This is a genomic window from Geotalea uraniireducens (genome assembly GCF_027943965.1).
Taxonomy (GTDB): domain Bacteria; phylum Desulfobacterota; class Desulfuromonadia; order Geobacterales; family Geobacteraceae; genus Geobacter; species Geobacter uraniireducens.
This window is the reverse complement of sequence record NZ_AP027151.1, coordinates 563,844-589,660: the sequence shown is the minus strand read 5'-3', so window position 1 is coordinate 589,660 and position 25,817 is coordinate 563,844. Positions and strand designations below refer to the sequence as shown.

The 25,817-nt window shown below is 55.0% G+C and carries 20 protein-coding genes and 1 pseudogene; 11 read left to right on the top strand and 10 right to left on the bottom strand.

What is annotated here, in order from left to right:
- Positions 1 to 241: 241 nt before the first annotated feature.
- The 5 genes from QMN23_RS02800 to QMN23_RS02780 all read right to left on the bottom strand — a co-directional run bounded on the left by QMN23_RS02800 (position 242) and on the right by QMN23_RS02780 (position 8,939).
- On the bottom strand, positions 242 to 1,672 hold the full coding sequence (locus QMN23_RS02800) for a hypothetical protein (RefSeq protein WP_282001633.1): 1,431 nt from the start codon (positions 1,670 to 1,672) through the stop codon (positions 242 to 244).
- 70 nt (positions 1,673 to 1,742) lie between these two features.
- Positions 1,743 to 6,170: an efflux RND transporter permease subunit gene (locus QMN23_RS02795; protein WP_282001632.1), complete on the bottom strand. Its 4,428-nt coding sequence runs from the start codon at positions 6,168 to 6,170 to the stop codon at positions 1,743 to 1,745.
- A 28-nt stretch (positions 6,171 to 6,198) separates the two neighbouring features.
- Positions 6,199 to 7,425, bottom strand: a complete 1,227-nt coding sequence (locus tag QMN23_RS02790; protein WP_282001631.1) for an efflux RND transporter periplasmic adaptor subunit — start codon at positions 7,423 to 7,425, stop codon at positions 6,199 to 6,201.
- A 161-nt stretch (positions 7,426 to 7,586) separates the two neighbouring features.
- On the bottom strand, positions 7,587 to 7,976 hold the full coding sequence (locus QMN23_RS02785; RefSeq protein ID WP_282001630.1) for a response regulator: 390 nt from the start codon (positions 7,974 to 7,976) through the stop codon (positions 7,587 to 7,589).
- A gap of 246 nt (positions 7,977 to 8,222) precedes the next feature.
- Complete coding sequence (locus QMN23_RS02780) at positions 8,223 to 8,939, bottom strand: FMN-dependent NADH-azoreductase (protein WP_282001628.1); 717 nt, start codon at positions 8,937 to 8,939, stop codon at positions 8,223 to 8,225.
- Positions 8,940 to 9,075: 136 nt separating this feature from the next.
- On the opposite strand from QMN23_RS02780, the gene QMN23_RS02775 reads away from it, so the two are divergent.
- Positions 9,076 to 10,620, top strand: coding sequence for a sigma 54-interacting transcriptional regulator (locus QMN23_RS02775; RefSeq protein WP_282001627.1), 1,545 nt, complete (start codon positions 9,076 to 9,078; stop codon positions 10,618 to 10,620).
- A gap of 206 nt (positions 10,621 to 10,826) precedes the next feature.
- Here the strand turns inward: QMN23_RS02775 and QMN23_RS02770 are convergent.
- A pseudogene (locus QMN23_RS02770) lies at positions 10,827 to 11,909 on the bottom strand (IS5 family transposase).
- A 120-nt stretch (positions 11,910 to 12,029) separates the two neighbouring features.
- A complete protein-coding gene (locus QMN23_RS02765) occupies positions 12,030 to 12,275 on the bottom strand; it encodes a hypothetical protein (RefSeq protein ID WP_282001626.1) in 246 nt (81 codons plus the stop codon).
- Between the two features lie 372 nt (positions 12,276 to 12,647).
- On the opposite strand from QMN23_RS02765, the gene nifH reads away from it, so the two are divergent.
- From nifH to QMN23_RS02725, 8 genes are all read left to right on the top strand, one after another.
- Positions 12,648 to 13,475 (top strand): nitrogenase iron protein, encoded by an 828-nt coding sequence (nifH, locus tag QMN23_RS02760; protein ID WP_282001625.1) that lies wholly within the window; start codon positions 12,648 to 12,650, stop codon positions 13,473 to 13,475.
- A gap of 121 nt (positions 13,476 to 13,596) precedes the next feature.
- Positions 13,597 to 15,171, top strand: coding sequence for a nitrogenase iron-iron protein, alpha chain (gene anfD / locus QMN23_RS02755; protein WP_282001623.1), 1,575 nt, complete (start codon positions 13,597 to 13,599; stop codon positions 15,169 to 15,171).
- 13 nt (positions 15,172 to 15,184) lie between these two features.
- Positions 15,185 to 15,613, top strand: coding sequence for a Fe-only nitrogenase subunit delta (gene anfG / locus QMN23_RS02750; RefSeq protein ID WP_282001622.1), 429 nt, complete (start codon positions 15,185 to 15,187; stop codon positions 15,611 to 15,613).
- A gap of 17 nt (positions 15,614 to 15,630) precedes the next feature.
- A complete protein-coding gene (anfK, locus tag QMN23_RS02745; protein WP_282001620.1) occupies positions 15,631 to 17,019 on the top strand; it encodes a Fe-only nitrogenase subunit beta in 1,389 nt (462 codons plus the stop codon).
- 66 nt (positions 17,020 to 17,085) lie between these two features.
- Positions 17,086 to 17,829, top strand: coding sequence for a Fe-only nitrogenase accessory protein AnfO (anfO, locus tag QMN23_RS02740; protein WP_282001618.1), 744 nt, complete (start codon positions 17,086 to 17,088; stop codon positions 17,827 to 17,829).
- An 18-nt stretch (positions 17,830 to 17,847) separates the two neighbouring features.
- Positions 17,848 to 18,408 (top strand): gamma-glutamylcyclotransferase family protein, encoded by a 561-nt coding sequence (locus QMN23_RS02735; protein WP_282001617.1) that lies wholly within the window; start codon positions 17,848 to 17,850, stop codon positions 18,406 to 18,408.
- A 23-nt stretch (positions 18,409 to 18,431) separates the two neighbouring features.
- Positions 18,432 to 18,923 (top strand): pyridoxamine 5'-phosphate oxidase family protein, encoded by a 492-nt coding sequence (locus QMN23_RS02730; protein ID WP_282001616.1) that lies wholly within the window; start codon positions 18,432 to 18,434, stop codon positions 18,921 to 18,923.
- A 28-nt stretch (positions 18,924 to 18,951) separates the two neighbouring features.
- The gene (locus QMN23_RS02725) at positions 18,952 to 19,344 is read left to right on the top strand and encodes a NifB/NifX family molybdenum-iron cluster-binding protein (RefSeq protein ID WP_282001614.1); all 393 of its coding nucleotides are present in this window, start codon (positions 18,952 to 18,954) and stop codon (positions 19,342 to 19,344) included.
- Positions 19,345 to 19,389: 45 nt separating this feature from the next.
- On the opposite strand, the gene QMN23_RS02720 is transcribed toward QMN23_RS02725, so the two are convergent.
- The 3 genes from QMN23_RS02720 to QMN23_RS02710 all read right to left on the bottom strand — a co-directional run bounded on the left by QMN23_RS02720 (position 19,390) and on the right by QMN23_RS02710 (position 22,906).
- Positions 19,390 to 20,178 carry an NAD(+)--dinitrogen-reductase ADP-D-ribosyltransferase gene (locus QMN23_RS02720; RefSeq protein ID WP_282003797.1) on the bottom strand — a complete coding sequence of 263 codons (789 nt, stop codon included), beginning with the start codon at positions 20,176 to 20,178 and terminating at the stop codon, positions 19,390 to 19,392.
- Between the two features lie 12 nt (positions 20,179 to 20,190).
- Positions 20,191 to 21,855, bottom strand: a complete 1,665-nt coding sequence (locus QMN23_RS02715) for a sigma 54-interacting transcriptional regulator (protein ID WP_282001612.1) — start codon at positions 21,853 to 21,855, stop codon at positions 20,191 to 20,193.
- 520 nt (positions 21,856 to 22,375) lie between these two features.
- The gene (locus QMN23_RS02710) at positions 22,376 to 22,906 is read right to left on the bottom strand and encodes an ATP-binding protein (protein ID WP_282001611.1); all 531 of its coding nucleotides are present in this window, start codon (positions 22,904 to 22,906) and stop codon (positions 22,376 to 22,378) included.
- On the opposite strand from QMN23_RS02710, the gene QMN23_RS02705 reads away from it, so the two are divergent.
- Positions 22,858 to 23,325, top strand: coding sequence for a helix-turn-helix domain-containing protein (locus tag QMN23_RS02705; RefSeq protein WP_282001610.1), 468 nt, complete (start codon positions 22,858 to 22,860; stop codon positions 23,323 to 23,325). The genes QMN23_RS02710 and QMN23_RS02705 overlap by 49 nt on opposite strands.
- A 144-nt stretch (positions 23,326 to 23,469) precedes the next feature.
- Positions 23,470 to 25,704 carry an NADP-dependent isocitrate dehydrogenase gene (locus QMN23_RS02700; RefSeq protein WP_282001609.1) on the top strand — a complete coding sequence of 745 codons (2,235 nt, stop codon included), beginning with the start codon at positions 23,470 to 23,472 and terminating at the stop codon, positions 25,702 to 25,704.
- The last annotated feature ends 113 nt before the right edge of the window (positions 25,705 to 25,817 follow it).

Below are 25,817 nucleotides of genomic sequence, written 5' to 3'. Positions count from 1 at the left end.
AAGAATGCGACCACGATTACGACGCCACCGGCCAGGAATGCTGACCTCCCGAGCCGCACAACCCCGGATACCCCCGGCGTCTGCGGCTGGGAAGCGAACTGATACAGAAAAAGAGATGCTAATCCAGCAATGCCGATTGCCGCGGTAATGAGCAACAGGAGCATGGAAAATAGTCTTCTTCGTTCTGTCATTTTTTCACCCGCGCAGCTTCAGGCTCCGCTGCCATGCAAATCATCTGCGGTTACCTGGCTGCCTCCATGCGCTTCCGCTGTATCACGGCGAAACGGGTAATAATCCGGTCAGAGTCATAGTCACGGCTGATTCCTACCAAGTCGTAGAGCCCCCCGAAACGCACATCCCCTCCTGCCAGAGCCCCGAGCTTTCCGTTAATCATCACCATGTAGCCGTCAAAATGGGTCCACAATGGTTTTTGTCCCCACCCCTTCAGAAGCCCGACTCGTGAGTAGACATCCGGAGGAATGCATACAAGCCGGAAGGTGCGCACATCCAGCCCCATGTCTCCGATGATGGCATTCCCACGGTCGCGGAGAGCTTTTTCGATTCGAATCCGGCTGAGCCCCCGGCGGGCATCGAAACCAAGTGCCGAAAGGAGCTCAGAAGTCGGAGTTTCAGCCCCAGGATATGGTTCATCGAAATCCTCAACCAGCACGTCTTCCTCTACAAGGGAGGGAGCAAACCTGGCACCACCGGAATTGACAAAGGGGTGGAGGGTGAACAGTTCAACGAGCTCCCGAAGGGCTGCAGGAGCATCGGCAGGGAGCGGGACTTTCTTCTTCCGCCAGCCGGACCCCTGTCCGCTGATCTCGTCGGAAAAGGCCGGGTGCCAGAGATGGCAATAGAGGGGAGCCAGTTCCTCCGGCGATAGATTGAGAACCCGGCTGCCGGCTTCCATCCGCATCAGTGACAAGCCCAGGACTCGAGCCCTGTTCAACACCTCCTGCGGAAACTGGGACGTGAGTTCCGGAGATCTTCTACCGAAGGCCACCGCGGGCCCGGAGGCTTTCTCCGTTTCGCTCGGTTCTTCTTTTTCCATCAAAGTAGCCATTTTCTCCAGCCGGGTGAAATCACCGCTGTCCAGAGCTTCAAATGCATTATGCTCCAGGCGTGACCCACTCAAATCCGCTTCCTCCGACGATTGCGATGAATGTATATTGACTGCAGCCATGGCGCTCTTCCGGGCCACGTAAAAACGCTCCCAGTCAGGATCGGCATTCTGCAACCGCTCCAGCTGTGCAGACAACTTATGCAGCAGCGCTTGGGGCTCTCTGATCCTCGCCATCCCCTGGAGCCCAGGGGAGAATGGGTCCAGTGGTGGCTCCCCTAGGTTGTAAATCTTTTCCCCCAACTGGCGAAGGTTTTCCTTTTCCGCGATGATCCGCTTTAGGGTTGACATCCGGGAGCTCAACTCCTTTACTTCCATCCAGTTTGACTGCTTCATGGCGACATAAATACGATTGGGAAGGTTCAGCTCTTCGGCCTCCAGAAGCTGAAGCGTGGCGAAGTCACCCTCACTCAGCGCTGGCGCCAGAAAGTCCCGGGCACGCTGCATATAAAGGTCCCCGTATACCGTATCGATCAGTGCCACTTCTGCCAAATCTTCCGCCAGGCGACAGCGCTCGACGACCGTTGCGCCGTTCTCATGCAGATTCACGGCTTTCTCCTTTCAGGCTGAGAGTCCAAAAGCGGCAAGGCGGGCTCCCGTCTTTCGCTCAGATAATCTCCTACCTACTTGCCGCGAGCACTCCCATGATACGGTCAAGCTCGGTCCGGGCCAGACGGTATTGCAGCGAAGCCTGCAGCTCCTCCATCTCCGCCTTTCTGAGCGCTGCAACCGTTTCGGCATGCTTTGCCGCCGTTACTGTCCCCGCCTTGAGGCGATTTTTGCTGAGCCGGGCATTTTCAGCGCACAAAGAAAGCGCCTCGCGGGCAACACCCATCATCTGTTTCGCGCGAGCCAGCTTCCGGTACGCCTTATCGATATCGATCCCGATCCGTCTGTCAACCCGTGCCAAGTTTTCTTCCGCTTGCGACTGCTGGGCGACCCTTTGGCCAATTTCGCCGCTCCGTTTCCCCCAGTCGAAAATATTCCAGGTCAGCTCGGCCCCGAAGATGCCGATGTTCCCCGGCAGAAACGGCGCTCCGTCCTGGTAGCCGTGGCGGGCAAAAATCGTCACATCGGGAACATACTCGTAGCGGGCGGCACGGACCGCGTGCCGCGACTTTTCCACGGTTTCGCGGGCAGCCAGAAGTTCGCCATTTCTGGCACGCGCCTGATTGTAAGCTTCATCTTTAGTCAGTTCCGCAAGCTCCGGCAGCCCTGCCTCGGTCACTTCCAGGATAGCGTCACCGGGGAGACCCAGCAGATCATCGAGTTCCGAAGTCACGTCCGAGATGCGGTTCTCTGCTACGATAAGCGCCTGCCTAGACTGGAGCAGATTGGCCCTGGCCGCGGTGAGCGCCACAACAAGCACGTTTCCCGCCCTCACCGCATCCTCGGACTCCCGCTCGTTATCCTTCGCCGCATAGAGCGAGGCCTGGGCAGCCTCCTTCTCTTTGTTGGCAACGAGCAACGCGAAATAAAGCTGGTATACTGCGAGGACCGTCTCGTTTTCCGAGCTTGTCAATTCTGCTTCCGCAATGCTTCGGTCTGCCCAGGCGATCTGATTGGCTTCATGGATCTTCAAAAGCTGTGTTGTCGGTTGGGCGAGGGTCGTTTCGCTGTACAGGACGGTGGAGCGGCTCTGGCTTAACTTCACATCGTTGTCGGGGAAAGGGCCGCCGCCGACATTTCCGAGGCTACCCACCGGTATGGTGATGAGTTGCTTGTCAGACAGGGCCATATACTTGGTGTCATTGGAAAGAAGCGGAAAACATTGCGCCCGTATTGACACGATCCTCTGATCCATTTCCGTGACTTTTTCTCGACCGATCTTGAGGACTGAATTCTGCTTCAGGGCCAGTTCGACCGCCTGGGAGAGCGTCAGGGAGTGTTTGGCCGGCTCAGCGGAGGCATCCCTACCTGCCGCGATAAGAACGCACAGTGCGATCGCAACGGTGACGGCTGCACCGGGCTTACCTGCCGCATCCTTGGCGGAGCGGGATTTGATGACCACGAAGAGAACGGGAATGACCAGAAGCGTGAAGAACATGGAGAAGATGAGGCCGAAGGCGATAACGCTCGCCAGCGGGCTCCAGAGGCTCGACCCGGAGACGATCATCGGCGTGACTCCCACAGCTGCGGCCATAGTGGTGAGGAAGATGGGGCGCAGCCGCCGTGCCCCCGCGTCCCGCGCCGCTTGCTCTAGGTTTTCTCCCTCAGCGACCCGTTCGTTGCAGTAGTCCACCAGGATAATCCCGTTTCTCACCACGATGCCGCACAGACTTATCATTCCCATGAACGCAGTGAAGCCAAAGGGGTTGTGGGTGATGATGAGACCGAGAACCGCCCCAAACAGGGTGAGGGGGATCGAGGCCATCACCACGAGGGGGTCGGAGATGTTCCTAAACTGCACGAGGAGCACCAGGAAAATCGCGACGAGGCTCATGCTAAGGGCGACAAGCATCTGCGGGAAAGTTTCGCCCTGATTCTGCTTTTCACCGCCGTAGGCAATCCGGTACCCCGTCGGCAGTTCCAGAGATTTGATCTTCGGCATCGCCTGCTCCAGCATTTTTGAGGCGTAGTGCCCCGGTTTCGCAAAGGCCCGGATGGTCAGGGTGCGCACGCCGTTTCTGCGGACGATCCTGCTGGTCTGCCATTCGGGCGCAAGGTATGCAACAGCGCGGAGCGGAACCCGGGCACGGGTCAGATCAGAGTTGAGGTAGGTGTTACCGATATCCGCGAAATTCGAACGGGAAGCCTGGTCCAGGCGCAGCTTGATGGTGACTGGCCGGTCCCCCTCCCAGAAGGTGCTCACCGCGGCGCCGTCGAATGCGCCGGCCAGTGTTTGCGATACCGATGCGTCGGTTATGCCGAGACGGTTGGCGAGTTCGTCGTTGACCTTCACGTCCACCATGTACGAATCGTTAAAGTAATCCCGGTACACATACTGGGAAGATGGCACACTCTCCAGGATTCCCTGCACCTTTTCGCCCAGTCGCTTAAGCTCGCCGATGTCGTCCCCGGCAATCCGCACTTCGATGGGGGCCTCCATCTGAGATCCCTGCTGAAGTTCCTTCACGATCACCATCGCCTCCGGCGCCACTTTTGCTAGGGCCGGGCGAAGCTCCTTCACCAGCCGCGAGGTATCCTCCACCGAAACGGTGTTGACGATAAACTGGCCATAGGCGCCGTCGGGTTGCTGCGGATTCACGTTGTAGTAGAATCGCGGCGCGCTCTGGCCGACAAAGGTGGCATAATGGGCAACACCTTTGCTGGATGCTAAGGCTTTTTCGATTCGTCCCATGACTACATCGGTGGCCTCAATTCGCGTACCCTGAGGCATCCAGACGTCGATCACGAACTGGTTGCGCTCGGCAGTGGGGAAGAACTGTTGCGGTACCAGTGCAAAGAGCACCACTCCGAAGATGAATGCGCACCCGCCGAGAGCGAAGGCGAGCCATTTTCGTTTTATGAAGATATTGATCCAGACCCCGTATTTATCCTGGAGCCAATCCAGCAGACTCTTCTTCTCCTTAGCGTGGGCACCTGCGGCGTCGTGATCGTGCAGTCCCTTCTTGATGAAGGTTCTGCAGAGCAGCGGAGTCAGCATGACCGCCACGATGAAGGAGACCGCCAGGGCGATCGCCACCGTGAGCGGGAGCGCCATGATGAACTCGCCGACGGAGCCAGTCAGGATCAAGAGTGGCAGAAAGGAGGCGATGATGGTGATGGTCGCCGTGAGTACCGGGACGAGGACGTCGCTCGCACACCGCCAGGCCGCCTCCGCTTTCGGCACCTTGTGGTCCAAGAGCTCCACGTAGTTGTCGGCGATCACGATGGCGTCGTCCACCACGATCCCAAGAACCATGATGAGCCCGGCGATGGAAACCTGGTGCAGAGCGATGCCGAACGCATTCATGACGCCGAGGGTGCCGCACAGGGTGACCGGTATGGCCAGGGCGGCGATGAGAGCGACCCGCAGGGGGAGAAGCACCATCGTGACCAGTACGACCGAACCGATAGCGAGCAGAAATTCGTGGCTGAGCTTCTCGGTCCGCGCCCTTACGACCTCAGGCTGGTTCGCGACGAGATCCAGCTTGACGTCGGGGGGGAGGAGCACCTCTAGGCGCTGGAAGACCTTGTCGAGCTGCTCCCCGAGCTCGACGATGTTCTTCCCCTTCTGCATCTCCACCGAAAGGAGCAGGCACGGGTCGCCGTCATAGCGCACCATGAAGGTAGGATCCTGATACCGCCGCTCCACGTTGGCGAAATCCCTGATGTAGGCCGGGTGACCATCCTTGGAAACGTCGACGAGCACGTTTCGTATCTGGTCTTCGGTATTGAAGACCCCCGTGGTCCTCATGGGAACCTTTGACCCGTCGGCGTCGAAATGTCCCGCGCTCTGGATGACGTTTCGCTGACTCAGGGCACTCGCTATCTGGCGCGGGTCGGCAAAATACTGCGCGATCCGCTCTAAGCTGCCGGTGATCCGGATCTCTTCCGACTGGTTACCGTAGGTCACCAGTTTCCCAACTTCACGGACGGTGCGCATCTCGTCGTGGATCTTGTCAGCGTAATCCTTCAGCTCGCGATAGCCGTAGTGTTTGCCGTGGACGGCGATCAGCATGGCGACGGTATCACCGAAATCGGAGTCCACTACCGGCCCCATGACGCCGGCGGGGAGCTCCGTGCTCTTCACCACGTTCAACTCGTTGCGCAGCTTCGCCCAGAACTGGTCTGAATTCTTAACGTTGTCCTCAAGTTCCACGTTGATGATGACCACACCAGGACGGCTCGTGGAATAGGTCTTCTCCTTCCGCACCTCGGGAAACTTGAAGATGTGCTTCTCCAGGGTCTTCGTGACCTGCTTTTCCACCTGTTCGGAGGTCGCGCCGGGATACATGGCGGCCACGAGGCCGGTCCGGATGGTGATTGTCGGGTCTTCTGTCCGTTGCATCTTCAGGAACGCATGGATGCCGACGATGACAACCATGGCGGTTAATATGAGGGTCACGGTAGAGTACCGAAGCGAAAACTTTATCGGCGTCATGGAACCTGTTCCTCTCGCGACTGTCGATCTATTTCCGGCACGGCTGTTGTTCTGTTGCCGATACGTTCTGGCCATTCCTCAGCTTCGTCTGGCCGGCCAGAATGATCAGTTCGTTACCGGAAAGACCGCTCTTGATCTCGACGTCTCTATTGACTGCCGCGCCAATTTCCACGCGCTTGGCGTAGACGCGCTTCTGCTCGGGGTAGTAGACGTAGACCTCCATTGCCCCCTGCGGATCGCGTATCACCGCATCCCCCGGCAGTGTAACCATGGATACCGTCCGGTCTCCGCGAATGGTTGCTTCCGCCACCATTCCCACGCGCAGGGAGTGCTCGGGATTCGCCACCGTGATCCTCGCCATGTAGGTTCGGGTGTTGGGGTCTGCAGAGACATTGACGATTCGCACCATCCCTTCCAACGACTTCCCTGGGAGGGCGGGAACGGTAACGTCGGCTTTCTGTCCGATCCTGACAAGGTGTACGTCCGTTTCCGGCACGCCCACGTTGACTTCCACCGGGTCGATCTTAACGATCTCGAAGACAGGGCGCCCGGGAGTGGCGATATCGCCGACCTCTATCGACCTTCTTGCGATATAGCCGTTGGTGGGGGCACGCAGAGTCGCATCGGACAGCGCCTTCCTAGCAATGTCAAGGTTTGTGGTAGCCTGGTTGTACGAGGCCTTCGCCAGATCCTTGTCTTCTCTCTGGCCTCCGGCCTTGGCCTGCTCGTATTCCTGTTTTGCCCGCTCGTATGCAGCCTTGTATTTCAGGAAATCGTTCGGCGCCAAGCTTTTAGAGTCGTACAGTATCTTCATTCGTCCATACTCATCCTCAGCCCGTGCATAGGCGATGCGTGCTTGCTCCAGAAGCTCCGGCCGCACGGGGTGCATAGCTTTTTCCATGGTCGCTTGCGCACAGGCCGCCTGTGCTGAGGCGCCTTTGACCGAAAGGGCGAAGTCAGTGGGGTCAATCCGGGCAAGGACTTGCCCCCTTTTCACGTATTCCCCCTCCCTCGGCCCTACGAATATCACTTTCCCGGAAACGAGAAAGGAAACATCTGCAGGTGAGTTCGGGGTTGAAACGACCCCACTCACCGAGATTGTTTCCCGCTCCTGTACTTTCTGGACACCTCCGACAACTACGGGAACGGCATCGCTACTTGATTGCTTTTTATGCTGTTCACTAGTACAGGCAGTCAGAGCAACGCCCAGCAGGAACAGGCATAAAGCCTCCAGAATAGATGTGAGACTAGTCATAATTGTTACTCCTCTTTTCAACTGCATCGGCGATCTCGCCAACTGAAAGTTATTCGTTTGGATCGTCATTGCTACTAATCGTCAGGGCGCTGATTATCAAAATCCCCACGAGACCTCCCAATACGAAACCGCATCTAAATGCGAGCCATTCAGTTCTCATTTCATTTACCCAATCTTATGTTTGGTATTCCTGTAATAACAGTAAGGACTGTTTTCACCAGTTTTTTTAAATCTACTGGTTTTGAGAAGATCTCTATTATCCCTGTATCTACAGCGACTTTTAGAAGCTTAGGCAGATCATCTGCAGTTACCAAAACGACCCGGGTTTCCGGATGTCGCTCTCTCACCTTGATTGCCAAATCCAGCCCATTCATCTCAGGCATATTGAAGTCAGTAATCACAATTCTGAAATTACAGTTTTCCATTGTTCCCAACGCCTTAATTCCATCTTGCGCGGCAGCCACATCAAACCCTTCAGATTTAAGGAATAAACTGAAAAGATATAGGTAAGCAATATCGTCATCAACGACAAGAATGTCCCTCGTTATCATTGCAAATACCTCATACTAATATTGGAAGCGCTACTCCTTTGGCTACCACATCCTTAGTAGAAAATGGCTTTAGCACGTACCAATTGGGGGGGCTTGGGACGGAAGGACTCTTGCCTGTGTTGCTAGGCTGATCTGCAGACGTACCAGAACCGTATCGCTTTCTTTTGACTCCAAAAGCTAGAACAGCTAACAGGGGCCAAATTGCAGCAAAAAATACAACGATGAATCCCATAAGTGCTCTCCTCCTCAGAAACGGCAAGCCAGTTCCAAAAGTCTGCGCCGAGCTCTTTTGTGCTCCTCCTTGGGCACTCGTTTCGGATCGTCACCTTGAAGGATTACTGTTTCCTGATTCGCTACACCGAGGAAATTTAATATAGAGCGTAGGTAGGCAATGCTTAGGTCCTGCTCCCGCCCAAAAGTGACGAATGGGCCGGCATGCAGATGGAGGGATTTCCTACTTCGATCAGGAAGCATCCCCTCCGCCCCGTGCAGCGTCAGCCGGCAGGTACGGCCAGGAACACAGATTGTATCGACATACATTTTGAACTCGGCCGGGAACCAGAGATTGATGCTATGCGTAACAAAGACATACTTGTCGCACCGGCCGAACTGGTCGGCGAGGCGCCATATCCGACTCACCTTACGCCGCTCTTCTTCCGAAAGGAGGAGAACATCATCTTCGTCTCGCTCGATTCGCCCCCAGGTGTTAAGCACGTCTTGATCTACACGCTGGATACTGTCACGATACAGGTCGAGAACCTGTACTTCGTCCTGAGGATTCAAGCGAAGGTATTCTTCTAGGAATTCATTTCCGAGCGAAAGTGTGAGTGACCCATCCTGAGGCCTGACATTGCAGGTGATGTAGAGAAGGGAGGCCATAGTTTTCTCCTTTCTTTGGATACCTGCTTTATAAAAGCGAAGAGCATACCAACTTATAATATTCATAATTTCATACAGTTGCATAGCAAGTCCTTACACAAATTACAGTATTCTGTAAAATAATTACCAATTATTGTGAATTCCAACAATGTTACAGTATATTGTAAATTATACGCAACGAAGGGGAAGGTATCCGTCCGCAATACCGAGGAGTGAAGCTATGGAGAATCGCGATGAATTCATCAGGGAGATAACCCTAAGGATCTGCAGCAGTTTGGACATAAAGGAATCCTTGCACAGCGCATTTGAGTACCTGAGAGATTATGTTCCGCTCGATGTGTTAACCCTTTTCATCATCGACGAACGCCTGGGGGCAATCCGGCGAATTGCGCACGCCTTTGATAATGGCACTTTCCCTCCTGATGGAATCATCCCTCTGCCAGAAGGAATGCTAGAGAAGATCGTGGTGCGGAATTTTTCCGCGCCATTCGTCGTGAACGTAGAGGACGAGATTTTCCGCATCCTCGCGCCGTTCGTGAAGTTCGAAGGAAACACCGACCTGATTATTCCCTTGCGCATGAAGGGGGAGTTGCTTGGCGGTCTAACCCTGCGTGCAGGGGGGAAAGGAAGATACGGCCATGAGCAGACAGAACTCCTTAGACATATTGCCGAGCCGTTTGCAATTGCGCTTGCCAACGCCCTCGCCCACGAGGAAGTGCTCCGTTACCAGGCTATACTACAGGACGATAAGCGCTTCCTGAATCGTGAGCTGTACGGCAGCGCCGTAGACGAGATCATCGGCAGCAATACCGGACTACGCAATGTGATGGAGATGGTGCGTCAAGTGGCACCCCTGAACAACACAGTGCTGCTCCTCGGTGAAACAGGAACCGGCAAAGAAATGATTGCCAATGCAATCCACTTCTCCTCACCCCGCAAGGACGGTCCGTTCGTCAGGGTAAACTGCGGCGCCATGCCGGAAAATCTGATTGACAGCGAGCTGTTCGGTCATGAGAGGGGCGCGTTTACCGGAGCGATTGCCGAGAACAGAGGACGATTCGAACGGGCCAACGGAGGGACTATTTTTCTGGATGAGATCGGTGAGTTACCCCCCACGGCCCAGGTACGGCTCCTGCGTGTACTGCAAAATCACGAGATAGAGAGAGTAGGAGGGAAACGACCAATCCCCGTCGACATTCGGGTAATCGCAGCAACACACCGCAACCTGCAGAGTATGATGACAGAAGGAAGTTTCCGGGAGGACCTCTGGTACAGGCTGAGCGCTTTTCCTATCATAGTACCGCCAGTGCGGCAACGGCAGGAGGATGTTCCAGCGTTAACCCGCCATTTCCTGGCAGTGAAGAGCAGAGAGCTCGGAATGAGCGTTCCCGCGCCCATAGCACCCGGTGCGCTTTTGCGACTCATGGAGTACGACTGGCCCGGGAACGTGCGCGAACTAGAAAACCTAGTCGAACGGGAGTTGATCCGGCACCGCGGCGGATCACTGACCTTCGATGCGATACTACCGCGTAAGGAGGAAAGAACGAAGGAAGTCCTCGCCTGTAACGCCCTCTCTCCTCGTCCCCTGAAACTTGACGAAGCCATAGCAGCACATATCAGCGAAGTACTCAAATTTGCTAAAGGAAAAATTCACGGCCCTGGCGGAGCAGCTGAATTCCTCGGAATGAACCCGAACACCCTACGCTGGCGTTTGGACAAACTCGGCATCAACTATCGGCGCCGAGAGCGGAAAAGTACAGGATAAAGAACTTACAGTGGTAGGAGTGAGTCCAGATCAAGCGATAGCTAATATCAGGTCTTTGAAAAACCCGTCGATTGAGCGGCTAACCCTCCCTTGAAGGACATATTCAGGTAACAGGTCCGATTTATTCGCTAAATTTATGCTCTTTGAAACTTATTTTTGCCGCTTTGGCGGCCGGATTTACACCCATACGGCGCATTTACCCTGCTTCAGGTGACACCTACTCCCAGGTTTCGCATTCGGACCAGGTTATAGGCCGTCACCGCCAGGATGAAGCGCCAGTCGATCTTCTTGGCTCCTCGGTAGAGGGTTTTGCGAAACAGTCAAACCGTCTTGAGCCAGCCGAACGCCTCTTCGATCCTCTTGCGGAACTTCTGGCTCGCGGCGTAGCTCTTGTGCCTGGTGGTACGGCCATCGATGGAGGAACGGCGTCCTTTCTTGGTAGTGGTAGTGTTCCGGGTTACGTGGGGCGTGACGTTCAACGCCCGCATGGCTTCGGTAAAGCCGAAGGTATCGTAGTTCCGGTCAGCCGCCGCTTCCTCGGGGCGATCTTGCCAAGCATTTCCTTGGAGGTTTCGCGTTCCGCATAGCCGTCGGCCTGGGTGACTCGGCTCATCATGACCAGCCCATGCTGATTCTCGGTTAGCAGATGGGCGGCGGAGGACATCCGTGGTTCCTGGTTGAGGCTCTTGCGGTACAGCCTCGCTTCGGGATCGGTAGTTGAGGCATGGGTGTGTCATTGGAAAGCTTCTCTCCCTTGAAGTCCCGGCCCGTATTCCTGCCGACCGGCGGGTCCTGGTCGTCGCCCTTCGGTTTAAAGCTCTTGAGCGAGGCCCACGCCTGGATCAGTGTGCCGTCAACGCTGAAGTGATCCTTGGACAGGAGTTTCCTGCGTTTGGCCTGCTCCAGCACTTCCGCTAGGAAGCGGGTGGCTACGTCGGTTTCGATCAACCGCTCCTGGTTCGTACTGAAGCTGGAATGGCCCAGATCGGTTCATCGAGGCCGAGTCCCAGGAACCAGCGGAACAGGATGCTGAAGTGGATCTGTTCCACCAACTTCACGTTGCTGGGAATCGAGTAGAGCACCTGCAGCAGCATGGCTTTCAGTAGGCGCTCCGGCGGGATGGAGGGCCGGCCGGTGTAGGAGTACATCTGGCTGAACACTGGCGACAAATTCTCCAGGGCGGCATCGACCATCTGGCGGATCGGCCGCAACGGATGGTCCTTGGGGACAAAGGACTCCGGCGAGACATACACGAACAGGGCATCGGACTGTTCTTCGAAACCACGCACATCAATTCTCATGCAATATCAGAAAGTTATGCGTTGCATGACAACATAAAATCAGTCCAAAGTGGCCATAAATACTGTGTGTTTTTCAAGACCTGATATAAGAAACTTTTTCTGTTATTCTTAAAACTGCTTCCTGTCCAAACTCCGATACTGGACCGCCTCGGCGATATGGTGTTCGCGGATGCTCTCCGCGCCTTCCGGGTCGGCGATAGTCCGCGCCACTTTCAGAATCCGGGTGTGGGCCCGGACCGAGAAGCCAAGCGTCTCCGTCACCACCTCCAGAAACCGGTGGCCGGCGGCATCCGGCTCGCAGAATTGCCGCGACGCCATGTGGACGTTGCAATGGCGCCAGCGGTTTTCTTCCATAAGATCCCCCAATCCCCCCTGTAATTCGGACGTATTGCGTGGTCAATGCCTCTCTGTGGCCGTCCGTGTATAACATTTGAACCCTCCGTACATTTAGGAACTTTTCCCTCTAAATCGTACCGTGCGGAACGTCTTTCATCGTTAACAACAAGCATCGAAACAATAGGATTCCCCTTCCCCCAATCTCTCACGCAAGCCAGCCAATCAGTACAACTCACCGTTATTAATAACAATTTACACCAACAGCACATTACAGCACGACAGGTTTTCTAATTCAAGATACCCCTGGCACACTCTCTGCTCTAGGAGGACTCAAGCGCTGATGAACCGGTTCCTCAAAAACCATCTGTCTTGCACTAAAGGAGCTTAACCATGACTAGAAAAATCGCCATCTACGGTAAAGGCGGCATCGGTAAATCCACAACGACACAGAACACGGCAGCAGCTCTGGCCCATTTCCACGAGAAAAAGGTCTTTATTCACGGCTGTGACCCCAAAGCTGATTCCACACGTCTAATCCTCGGCGGCAAGCCACAGGAAACCCTGATGGACATGCTGCGCGACTACGGAGCAGAAAAAATCACCAACGATATGGTGATCAAGATCGGCTACAAGGGAATTCAGTGCGTTGAATCGGGCGGCCCCGAGCCGGGCGTCGGCTGCGCCGGGCGCGGCGTCATCACCGCCATCGATCTGATGGAAGAGAATGGCGCCTACACGGAGGATCTCGATTTCGTCTTCTTCGACGTGCTGGGTGACGTTGTCTGCGGCGGCTTTGCTATGCCGATCCGCGACGGCAAGGCCGAGGAGGTTTACATCGTGGCCTCCGGTGAAATGATGGCTATCTATGCCGCCAACAACATTGCCAAGGGGCTGACCAAATACGCCAAGCAAAGCGGCGTGCGTCTGGGGGGGATCATCTGCAACAGCCGCAAGGTGGATGGCGAACTGGGGTTGATGGAGGAATTCACCGCTGCCCTGGGCACCAAGATGATCCATTTTGTACCCCGCGACAACATCGTGCAAAAGGCCGAATTCAACAAAAAAACGGTGACGGAGTTCGACGCAAACGAAAACCAGGCCAAGGAATACTGCGAACTGGCCCGCAAGATCATTGAAAACGAAGACTTTGTGATTCCCAAGCCGCTGACCATGGATCAGTTGGAAGAGATGGTCGTCAAGTACGGTCTGGCCGACTAATTTCAAACCAACCCTCCCTAGCCCTCCCTTCTCAGGGAGGGAGCAAACCAGAGTTGCCTCCCCTGACAAGGGTTGGAGGGGTTAGATTCAATTCGTTTGCAAGCTACAAGGAGATTGCGCCATGCCATACCATGAGTTTGAATGCAGTAAAGTTATCCCCGAGCGCCGGGAGCATGCCGTCATTAAAGGCAAAGGCGAGGACCTGACCTCCTGTCTGCCCAAGGGCTACCTCAACACCATCCCCGGCACGATTTCCGAACGCGGCTGCGCCTACTGCGGCGCCAAGCACGTGATCGGTACGCCGATGAAGGACGTCATCCATATCAGTCACGGTCCGGTCGGCTGCACCTACGACACCTGGCAGACCAAGCGCTATATCAGCGACAACGACAATTTTCAGCTTAAGTACACCTTTGCCACCGACGTGAAAGAAAAACATATCGTCTTCGGCGCCGAGAAACTGCTCAAGCAGAACATTATTGAGGCCTTCAAGGCCTTCCCGGGCACCAAGCGGATGACCATCTACCAGACCTGCGCCACAGCGCTGATCGGCGACGACGCCAACGCCATTGCCGAGGAGGTGATGGAAGAGCTGCCGGATGTGGACATCTTTGTCTGCAACTCACCCGGTTTCGGCGGCCCCAGCCAGTCGGGTGGCCACCACAAGATCAACATCGCCTGGATCAACCAGAAGGTCGGCACGCTGGAGCCGGAGATCACCAGCGACTACGTGATCAATTACGTGGGGGAATACAATATCCAGGGCGATCAGGAGGTGATGCTGGACTTCTTCAAGCGGATGGGAATCCAGGTGTTGTCCACCTTCACCGGCAACGGTTCCTACGACGACCTGCGCGGCATGCACCGCGCCCACCTGAATGTGCTGGAGTGCGCCCGGTCCGCCGAGTACATCTGCGACGAACTGCGCGACCGCTACGGCATCCCGCGCCTCGACATCGACGGCTTCGGTTTCAAGGCCCTGGGTGACTCGCTGCGCAAGATCGGGCTGTTCTTCGGCATCGAGGACCGCGCCGAGAAGATCATCGCGGAAGAAACTGCCAAGTGGCAGCCGCAGCTCGACTGGTACAAGGAGCGGCTGAAAGGCAAAAGGATCTGCCTCTGGCCGGGTGGGTCCAAACTGTGGCACTGGGCCCACGCCATCCAGGAAGAGATGGGGGTCAAGGTGGTCTCGGTCTACACCAAATTCGGCCATCAGGGGGACATGGAAAAAGGAGTTTCCCGTTGCGGCGAGGGAGCCTTGGCCATTGACGACCCGAACGAGCTGGAAGGTCTTGAGGCCCTGGAAATGCTGAAGCCCCATTGCATCTTCACCGGCAAGCGGCCGGGGGAAATGGCCAAAAAGGTCAATGTCCCCTACCTGAACGCCCATGCCTACCACAACGGCCCATGGAAAGGCTTCGAAGGTTGGGTGCGCTTTGCCCGCGACATCTACAATGCCATTTACTCGCCGATCCATGAGCTCTCCCTGATCGATATCAGCAAGGATGAGATCCAGTCCGACCACAGCTTCCTCACCCGTCGGATGCTGTCTGACAAGGAATTGCCAGAAGAGATCAAGGCATCGACGGAACTTTCTGAATACACCGGCAACTACGACGTCATTGCCGGGCTACGCAACAAGACCTATCCCGAATTTCCGCGGACCTCGGCCAATATGCCGAAAGACGCGGCCTGATAAAGGAGCTTGTATGGCTGCCAAGCACAAAATAAAAAACCTGGCCGAACGGAAGTACCAGAAGGTCTATACCAGTGACCCGCTGGCCACTGTTTCACCGGAAACCAGGGAAAAGATCGGCCAATTGGAAAACTACCTCATGAAACACTGCCTCTGGCAGTTCAATTCGCGGGGCTGGGACCGGCGCAAGCAGAACGCCGGGATCCTCGGCCAGACCGCCCAACTGCTTTGCGACGAGGAGGTCAATATCACCTCGCCGCTCGATAAATGCTACTGGGTGGACGCCGTTATGCTGAACCGCGCTTACCGGGAGCTTTTCCCCTGGATTACGGAGATGCCCAAGGAAGACGTCAAGGCCCTCATGCGGCTTTTGAATGCCCGTCTGGACTGGACGCTCATCGACGGGTCGCTCAACCTTGAACTGACCGTCGTCAACTACTAGGAAAGAAGGAAACCGCCATGCACTGCGAAATAAAAGAAAAAAGTCGCGTCGGCACCATCAATCCGATCTTCACCTGCCAGCCTGCCGGAGCCCAGTTTGCCAGCATCGGCATTAAAGACTGTACCGGCCTCGTTCATGGCGGGCAGGGTTGCGTGATGTTTGTGCGTCTGCTCTTCTCACAGCATTTCAAGGAGAGCTTTGAGATCGCCTCATCATCACTGCACGAGGACGGTGCCGTGTTCGGCGCCTGCCACCGGGTTGAAGAGGGTGTTGACGTGCTGCTGATGCGCTATCCGCACATCAAGGTCATCCCGATCATCACCACCTGTTCAACCGAGATCATCGGCGACGACATCGACGGTGTCGTCAAGAAGCTTAACAGCGGTCTGCTCAAGGAGAAGTTTCCCGACCGGGAAGTGCATCTGATCCCAGTCCACACCCCCAGTTTCGTCAACAGTATGATCGGTGGCTACGACATCGCGGTACGGGATTTTGTCAAATACTTCGCCACCAAAGGTGAGCCCAACGGTAAACTGAACGTCCTGACCGGCTGGGTCAACCCCGGCGACGTCAAGGCGATCAAGCATCTGCTCAAGGAGATGGAGATCGACGCGACGGTCCTGTTTGAGATCGAGAGCTTTGATTCGCCCTTGATGCCTGATGGCAGCGCCATCTCCCACGGCAGTACGACCATTGACGACCTGCGCAGCACCGCCAATGCCGTCGGCACCATTGCCCTGAACCGTTATGAAGGGACCAAGGCGGCCGAATGGCTGAAGCAGGAGTTTGATCTGCCGACCGTGATCGGTCCTACGCCGATCGGCATTCGCAACACCGACATCTTCCTGAAAAACCTGAAGCAGTTAACCGGCAAACCGATTCCGGAGCCTCTGGTAAAAGAGCGGGGACGCGCCATCGACGCCCTGACCGACCTTACTCATATGTTTTTGGCCGAGAAAAAGGTAGCCATTTACGGCGCCCCAGACCTAGTGATCGGACTGGCCGAATTCTGCATCGATCTTGAGATGAAACCGGTTCTGCTGCTACTTGGCGACGACAACCCGTTCTACAAGGATGACCCGAGGCTTCAGGCGATGAAAGAACACGTTGATTGGGATATGGAGGTTGTGACCAATGCCGACTTCTGGGAGCTGGAAGATCGCATCAAGAACAAGGGCTTGAAACTTGATCTGATCCTCGGCCATTCCAAGGGACGTTTTGTCTCCATCGACTATAACGTCCCGATGCTGCGGGTCGGCTTCCCCACCTACGACCGCGCCGGGATGTACCGCTATCCGGTAGTGGGATACGAGGGAGCCACCTGGCTGGCAGAACAGATGGCAAACACCCTGTTTACCGACATGGAACACAAGAAGAACAGAGAATGGATTCTGAACATGTGGTAGCAGACTCCCAGAGGAAGGTGTCCGCCTTACGGGACGGGCCTACCTCCTCTCGAACAAGGTAAACCCATGAAAATTGCAAGCTATGTCAACGTGCACGGTGATGTTGCCGGCTTTCACGAGAACGGGCAGGTATGCCTGTACGAAAACGGCGAGAACGGCTGGTTGAAAATCAGGGAAATCCCCTTTGGCATACATGCTGATCTGTCACTTTCCGAAATCAAGGCTGCCATTCGAAAAGCGGTAGCTCAACTAGATGGGTGCAAGGTGTTTGTGCTCAGTGAGGTCCGAGGGCTGCTGAATGCTGTGTTGCAGGAAGAGTTCGGCTTCCGTACCTGGCAATCGCATGGGGCTCTGCTGGAACAGTTGGATTCCGTTTCCCGGCACGATCAGGCATTTATAGCAGCACAGGCCGCAAAACCTGTCACCGGACACACCTGTAGCGTTCCGGCAAACCGCTCCGGTTGCGGGGGTGGCTGTTCTACACATCCATCCGGCTCCCCGCCGGCACTGACGGAGACCGCCAAGCCCTTGCCGGCACCGCAATCATTGGGGAACGGCTGTTACCGGATCAATCTGGCCGAGATTCTGGCTAATGATAGTAGCCTCAACTCAAAACAGGTACTGGTGCCATTCATGGCCAGCGTCAAGTTCACGCAGTTGGAAGTACTCTGCGATCATCCGCCGCGCTGGTTCAGCAGGGAACTGGACAAACTGGACCTGATCGTTGCTTCGGAACAGCCTGCCGGTAATGGAAAAGGTACAAGAGTGCTACTGGTTCCGGCCAAAGAGACCGTTGTTCATCCCTCTTAGCAAGCGAGGTATCTGCAGATGAGCCATTTGATCTTCTCCTATGCCGCAAATATGAATCCGGAACTGATCGCTTCACGCTGTTCCAAACCGGAAATTGTCTGCCTTGCCCGGCTGCCCGATCATGCCCTTGCCTTTTTCGATTATTCCAGACGTTGGGACGGTGGGGCGGCCACCCTGATCAGCAGCCCCGGCGAAGAACTCTGGGGAATCATCTACCGGCTTTCGTTCTGGGATTCCGAGCGGCTTGATGCCTGGCTGGATGTGCATCTGGACGGCACCGGCGATTATTTTCTGCTGCCAACCGACGTCATTGGAGTTGACGGCATCACCTACCCGGTGCTGCTGTACCGTAAGTTCTATCATGGCGGCCCGCAACAACCACCCAGCACTGAATATCTGGAAACGATCCTGTCCGGCGCCGTTGCCCGCGGCCTGCCTGCGGCATACATTGAGACGCTGCGTCAGATACCGGCAAAAAAGGCAACCTTCCCGGTACCACACCTGTTTGAACATGAAAGCGCCTCTACCTTCGGCAGACTCTCCTGTGATTGTAGCGGCCTGAAGCAGCCAACGACCTAACAACTGATAAAGGAGTACGTGTTATGCAGAATTCCGCACATCACCACCACGGTCCGATGCGGCGTAAGGATCGCGAGATCACCGACCACACCGAGATACAGGCCATCATTCGCTCGGAAAAACTGATGCATATCGCCCTGGTTGACGGAGACATGCCGTTTCTGGTGCCGGTGTTCTATGCCTACGACGGTACGTCACTCTATTTCCATTCCGCCCAATCCGGTTCGAAGATGGAGATCTTGCGGCGCAACAACAACATTTGCTTTGAGATCAGCGTAGATCACGGTGTCATTACCAGTGATGATGCCTGCGATTTTGAAGCGCAGCATCGTACGGTCATTGGTATTGGCAAAGCAGTGGAGATAGCGGACGAGGCAGAGAAAATCGAGGCCTTGGACCTGATTGTGGCGCAGTTTGCATCTCAGAAATTCGACTACCCCCAGACGAACCTCGACCGAACCGCCGTGGTTCGAATTGAGATCGGTTCGCTCAAAGGGAAAAAGCACGGTGTGTAACATGGCCTGATGCCAAAGGGGAAATGCCATGAAAATAGCTTTTGCTTCAAACGACGGCACCGTTGTCAATGAGAGTTTTGAAGAGGCACGCGCCTTTACAATCTGGGAGATCGGGGCTGATCATGCAACATTTTGCGGTGACAGCACGGCCATGTTACCCGGAGATCCTTCAGACGAACCCCACTTAGCGCGTATCAGCATGGTTGGCGGGTGCGTCATCGTCTGTAGTTTACATATCAGCACCGTAGTGCTGGCTAAACTTGTTGCTCAAAAATCCTTTCACCTGAATACCGTGGCGGCAACCCCCATCAGCGACATCATTGATAAATTACAGGAAGTCCTGCGGGGAAATCCGCCGCCCTGGCTGAAAAAGGCCATGGGAACACCGGCCAGAATTATGGAGCAACGTAACGGATGCTGATGTGTCAGCAGGAAGCAGCAGAAAACCGTACGTATGGCGGCGTGTTTACCTGAGCCGCTCTACACGGTACTCCCCGCCAATAATCATGTATTCGTCTTCGCCTTTCAGAATGCTGCCGGGCAGCAGGTCGCTGTAGTAGAATATCTTGGCAAGCGGCACCGTCGTCTTCCAGACGGTACGGCCGAACTCCCAGGCCCGCTCCGCTTCCAGGGTGAAGGAGATCAGATTGTTGAGTCGCACGATCTGTTGGCGGTTTTCCAGGTTTTCTATGATGTCGTGTTCTTCCGCGTCATGGGTGCCGCGATAGAGCGTGATGGTCTCTTGCCCCGGATATTTCCGGCGCAGTTCGAACTGACAATATTCAAACAGGAGGTCAAGTTGTGCCTGGATAGCGCTGGTGCAGGCACTCCCTTTCATCACATCGACGGTGTAGTTGAAATAAGCTTCGCTGTTGATGTCATGGATGCGGGCTTTGTGGTAGGTGGGAGAGATTCCCATCCGGCTTTCGACCCAATGTTTAAGGACCGCGCCGGATATTGAGTTTGAGTCGATCATCCAGCAGCGCAGGAAAAAGAGGTAGTTGTTTTTGATGCTGTTTCTGGCCGGGAGCGTTGCCTGTTGCTCCCAGTGATGCAACTGGAATTTTACGGACATAAAGTCCATAAAAATACCGGCCCGTTCATGCCAGTCGGCAGCTGCCAGCAGCTTGTCAAACAGAAAGCGATTTGACTGCTTCACCCCCTGGATCTCCAGCGGCTGCGGATTACTGTTGAAGTGGTACGAAGCAATGACCCACGGTGGCAGATTACAGTGATTGAATGAACCGTATCTCAGTGGTAACACCCCTTATGGTGTCCGCTCACGGAAGTTCTTGTAGTTAAGATTGTACTGCGTCATCCGCAAGCCCAATATTCTTCTGGTGATGCCGAGTTCTCTGGCCGCCTCGGTCGTATTGCCGTTGTTGGTTTTGAGTGCCTCCACCAGCATTTCATACTCAACTGAGGCAAGTTTTGCCTCAAGCCCCCCTTTATTGACTGTTCCGGTCAATACCGAGGTTTGTAGTGACGGTGGCAGGTTATAGCCATGAATAACCTCATCTTCAGTAAGAATCACTGCACGTTCGATAACATTTTCAAGTTCGCGGACATTACCGGGCCAGTGATAACTCATCAACATATTCAGAGCAGGGGTTGATATTCTTTTTACAGCTTTGCCGGTTTCTCTCGAAAACTTTTCGACGAAATGGTCAGCAATGGTAATGATGTCACTCCCTCTGTCCCGCAGCGGCGGAATTGTGACAGGAAAGACATTCAGGCGGTAATACAGATCCTCTCTAAACTGACCCTTAGCAACCATTTCAGCCAGATCCCGGTTGGTTGCCGCTATAATACGAATCTCAACTTTGACAGATCGATTGCCGCCCACTCGTTCAAAACTTCTTTCCTGAAGCACCCGCAACAGCTTTGCTTGGATGGCCAACGAAAGCTCTCCCACTTCATCGAGGAAAATGGTTCCTCCATTGGCATCCTCAAACCTGCCGGTACGAAATGACGAAGCGCCGGTAAAGGAACCCTTTTCGTGCCCAAACAGTTCACTCTCAATGATGTTTTCCGGTAATGCCGCACAATTGAACTTGATAAACGGGCCGTCTGCCAACGGGCTGTTGTAATGGATGGCACTGGCAACCAATTCCTTGCCAACCCCGCTTTCACCTAACACCAAAACGGTGGTCTTTGTGGCGGTAATCTTGCGAATGTGTTCGTACACATCAAGCATGGCTTTGGAGTTGCCAATAATGTTGGATGGCTTGAATTTTTGTTTCAATGCATCATTCAAACGACGGTTTTCCAGCTCAAGCCTTGGTCTGTCGACATGCTCCATCAGATACAGTTCTACGGTCGGGGCAATAATGGCCGCGAAGGTTGACAGTAATTCGACATCTTGCTCCAGCAGCTTATTGCTATCATAAATCCGCTCCGCACTTATGGTGCCGAGGACCTTTCGTCCTCGCGTGATAGGCACGCAGATAAATGAGAGCTCCTGGTCAAGGCCGTACTTGAGATCCCGCGTGCGATGGAGAAAGCCCGGCTCTTCACTGATCTTGGGCAACATTACCGCTTTCCCCGTTTCGACGACTTTACCGGTAATCCCCTCGCCCAACGCATAAACCCCTTTTGCGGCTTCATCTTCGGTCAAGCCGAAGCTTTCATGGAGCAGGATGCCGCCGGTTTTTTGATGGTAGAGGCTGATCATGCCGCAGATAATACTCATGTCCCGTTCCATAATTTGCTGCAGGATCATGAGGGTATGCGACAGATCGGCACTTTCCGCTATTACCCTGCTCATCTGGTAAAGCAGCGGAAACACCTTAGCTCGACATTCCCGGTTACGACACTTGCCGACTGTCGCCAAATTCAGGCGCATGGTATTGATCGCATTGTTTTCACTGTTGAATACGATCTTTAGTCCGGATGCTTCCGCTGTTAGGTCTATGTCTTTTGCTGCGGCCATAATGCTTTACCTTTGCTCATCACTTCGTGCATTCATTGCGCTTCGGACAGTTGAAACACTTGTCACATTGGGCGGCGCTTTTGTCGCTTCGTGCCTTGTTTTTAGACATCGCTGTTTTTGCGGCATCATTTGCCGCTTGCAGCAATGGCAAGTGATTACCGCAAATTACCAACCATGGCTTGCTCTCACGGGTCAGCCCGCCGGCGTTATATAAATTAATGCATAACGCTTGCCAAGCGGTTATGCCATTAAAGCTCGCCAGGGGCTGACAGCATTTAATAGACCGGCTTGATCGGGCGCTCTCGGCCTCAAGGAAAAGGGGGCCGGCTCCACAGGTGCCCCCCTCTTTTCTGTTTACTTTGGCCAGTGCGGCTGCGGTAGAACACAATCCGACCAGCCACCGGATAGCGGATCGGGCGGCGAGTCGCGCGGCACGCTATAACCGCGGGACGACGACCACATCCAGTTCGCCCCGCCTTTGCGCCTCTCCTGCCGTTGCCCTCTCCTGCGCCCCCTGCCGCTACCCTGTTTTTCTATCCAAACTCCGATACTGGACCGCCTCGGCGATATGGTGTTCGCGGATGCTTTCCGCGCCTTCCAGATCGGCGATAGTCCGCGCCACTTTCAAAATCCGGGTGTAGGCCCGGGCCGAGAAGCCAAGTTTCTCCGTCACCACCTCCAGAAGCCGGTGGCCGGCAGCATCCGGCTCGCAGAATTTCCTGATCTGCCGCGGCGCCATGTGGGCGTTGCAATGGACCCTGGTTCCCTTGAACCGTTCCAGCTGGATCTCCCGCGCCCGCTCCACCCGGCCGACGATCACCGCCGAACTCTCCCCTTCCGCTCGCTCTGCCAGATCCCGGTACCTGACTGCCGGCACCTCGATATGGATATCGATCCGGTCGAGGAGCGGCCCGGAGATCCGCGACCGGTACTGGTGAATTTCCCGCGGCGTGCAGCTGCAACTGCCCGTTTTGTCACCGTCCTGACCGCATTTGCAGCGGTGTGTGCACCTTTTCCTACTTTTCGCTGTCACGCCGCCATACGTTTTCAATAGCCATTCCTCTGCAAAAACAGGCAGTTCCCGGTTATCCCGAGCACCCCCTTACTGTCGGCGAGCACATCCGCAAGAAACGGATGGACCTCGGTCTCCTCCAGCGTGAGGTGGCCGAGATCATCGGCGTCACCGAGTCCTCCATCTGGAACTGGGAGCACGGTGTCGAACCGGAACTGCAATATAACCCGAAAATCATTAATTTTCTAGGATATGTTCCGTTCGATTGCTCCGATGATACTCTCGGCCGGCTTGCCTGGTACAAACGGGTTCATGGAATGAGTCTTGATCGGTTGGGCGAAGCGATGGGGCGCGATCCAGAGCAGCTCTCCGACTGGTTGAGTGGACGGCACAAGCCGTTCAGGAAGAGCTTGGAGAAAATCGAGCGTTTTCTTGTGGCATCTGTGAGTAAATTATGATGACTGCACAAGATTAATGAACGTTTATGGCTATTTCGCAGTACAAGAGAGCGATCTCGCTTTCCTTGAAAATTGACCAAGACGTTATTGAATTTATAATTCAAGAATATCGTCAGTTTAATCAGTGTTTAAGAAGGGGGTAACATGGTGACACACAAGATTATCTGGACGGAAATTGATGAAGCACCCGCATTGGCAACGTACTCCTTGCTGCCTATCGTTCAGGCGTTTACCAAGGGGACCGGCATTGAGATTGAAACCCGGAATATCTCACTTGCGGGCAGGATTATCGCCAATTTCCCCGAGAACCTGACGGAAGCGCAAAGGATTCCCGATCATCTGGCCCAGTTGGGTGAGCTTACCCAGAGCCCGGAAGCAAATATCATCAAGCTCCCCAATATCAGTGCTTCAGTCCCTCAGCTGAAAGAGGCCATAAAGGAGCTCCAGATCCAAGGATACAATGTTCCCGATTATCCAGAGGCCCCCAAGACCGACGCCGAGAAGGAGACCAAAGAGAGGTATGCCAAGGTGCTCGGCAGTGCCGTCAACCCTGTGCTGCGCGAGGGTAACTCCGACCGTCGAGCTCCTCTGTCGGTAAAAAATTTTTCCAAGAAGAATCCGCACAAACTCGCCCCCTGGAGTCCGGATTCCAGGGCACATGTCGCCCATATGGGAGAAGGCGACTTTTATGGCAACGAAAAGTCCATAACTGCAGCGGACACATTCGAGTTTAGGATCGAGCTGGTTAACAAGGACGACAAGACAACTGTCCTGAAAGACGAGTTGAAGGCGGAGAAGGGTGACATCCTTGACGGCACCTTCATGAGCAAAAAAGCGCTTCGCCAGTTCTTTGCTGAAGAGATCGAGGATGCCAAAAGACAGGATCTGCTCCTCTCCCTCCACCTCAAGGCCACCATGATGAAGGTCTCTGACCCGATCATGTTCGGTAATGCCGTATCCATCTTTTACAAAGACGTGTTTGAGAAGCACTCGGCAACCTTCAAGGAGCTTGGTGTTAATCCCAACATGGGGCTCGGCGACCTCTACAAGAAGATCCAGAGCCTGCCGGAAACAAAACGTCTCGAAATCGAGACCGACATCAGGTCTGAGTACACCAAGCGCCCGAGGTTGGCGATGGTTGATTCCGACAAAGGTATCACCAATCTGCATGTGCCCAGCGACGTCATCGTTGACGCCTCCATGCCGGTAGTTGTTCGTGACGGCGGCAAGATGTGGGGGCCGGACGGCCAGCTCCATGATACCAAGGCAATGATTCCGGACCGCTGCTACGCCACGATTTATAAGGAGATCATCGAGGACTGCAAGAAACATGGCGCCTTCGATCCAGCCACCATGGGCTCAGTCCCCAACGTTGGACTCATGGCTCAGAAGGCCGAAGAGTACGGTTCTCATCCGACCACGTTTGAGATCCCTTACGATGGAACCGTCCGCGTGGTGGACGCCAACGGCAAGGTTCTGATGGAGCACCAGGTGGAGGAAGGCGATATCTGGCGGATGTCCCGGGTGAAGGACATCCCGATCCAGGACTGGGTCAAGTTGGCCGTCAAGCGTGCGAGGGCCACCGGTGCCCATGCGGTTTTCTGGTTGGACAAGAACCGCGCTCATGATGCTCAGGTCATTACCAAGGTAGAGAAATACCTGATGGATCATGACACCACCGGCCTCGAAATCAAGATTTTGCCGCCGGTTGAGGCAATGCGCTACTCGCTGGAGCGGATCCGTAAGGGGCTGGATACCATCTCGGTCACCGGCAACGTTCTCCGGGACTACCTGACAGACCTCTTTCCTATCCTCGAGCTGGGGACCAGCGCCAAGATGCTTTCCATCGTGCCGCTGCTGGCTGGTGGCGGTCTGTTTGAGACCGGCGCGGGAGGTTCAGCCCCCAAGCATGTTCAGCAGTTTGTCAAGGAAGGGTATCTGCGTTGGGATTCCCTCGGAGAGTTCTCGGCCCTTGTCGCTTCCCTCGAGCATCTCGGCGCCACCTTCAAGAACGACAAGGCCCTGGTCCTCGCCGAGACCCTCGATCAGGCCATCGCCAGGTTCCTTGACGCCAACAAGTCACCTGCCCGCAAGGTCGGACAGATCGACAACCGCGGCAGCCATTTCTACCTCGCCATGTACTGGGCACAGGCGCTGTCGGAACAGAACAAGGACATGGAGCTTCAGGTCCGCTTTGTCAACGTGGCACGGCAATTTGAAAATTACGAATCCTTGATCAATGAGGAACTGCTCGGTGCCCAGGGAAAACCCGTTGACATGGGAGGGTACTATCACCCCGACAAGGTAAAAACAGCCAAAGCCATGCGTCCAAGTGGTACCTTGAATGCTATTATCGGCAACATGATGATATTCAGCTAGAGTCTTACGAGTGGGACGGCGCATGGTGCACCGTCCCAGGACTATTGTTTTGTCTGAGCGAAAAGCTCTCGAACGGGAGCAGACATCCGGATGCCGGATCGAGGGCAGGGTGC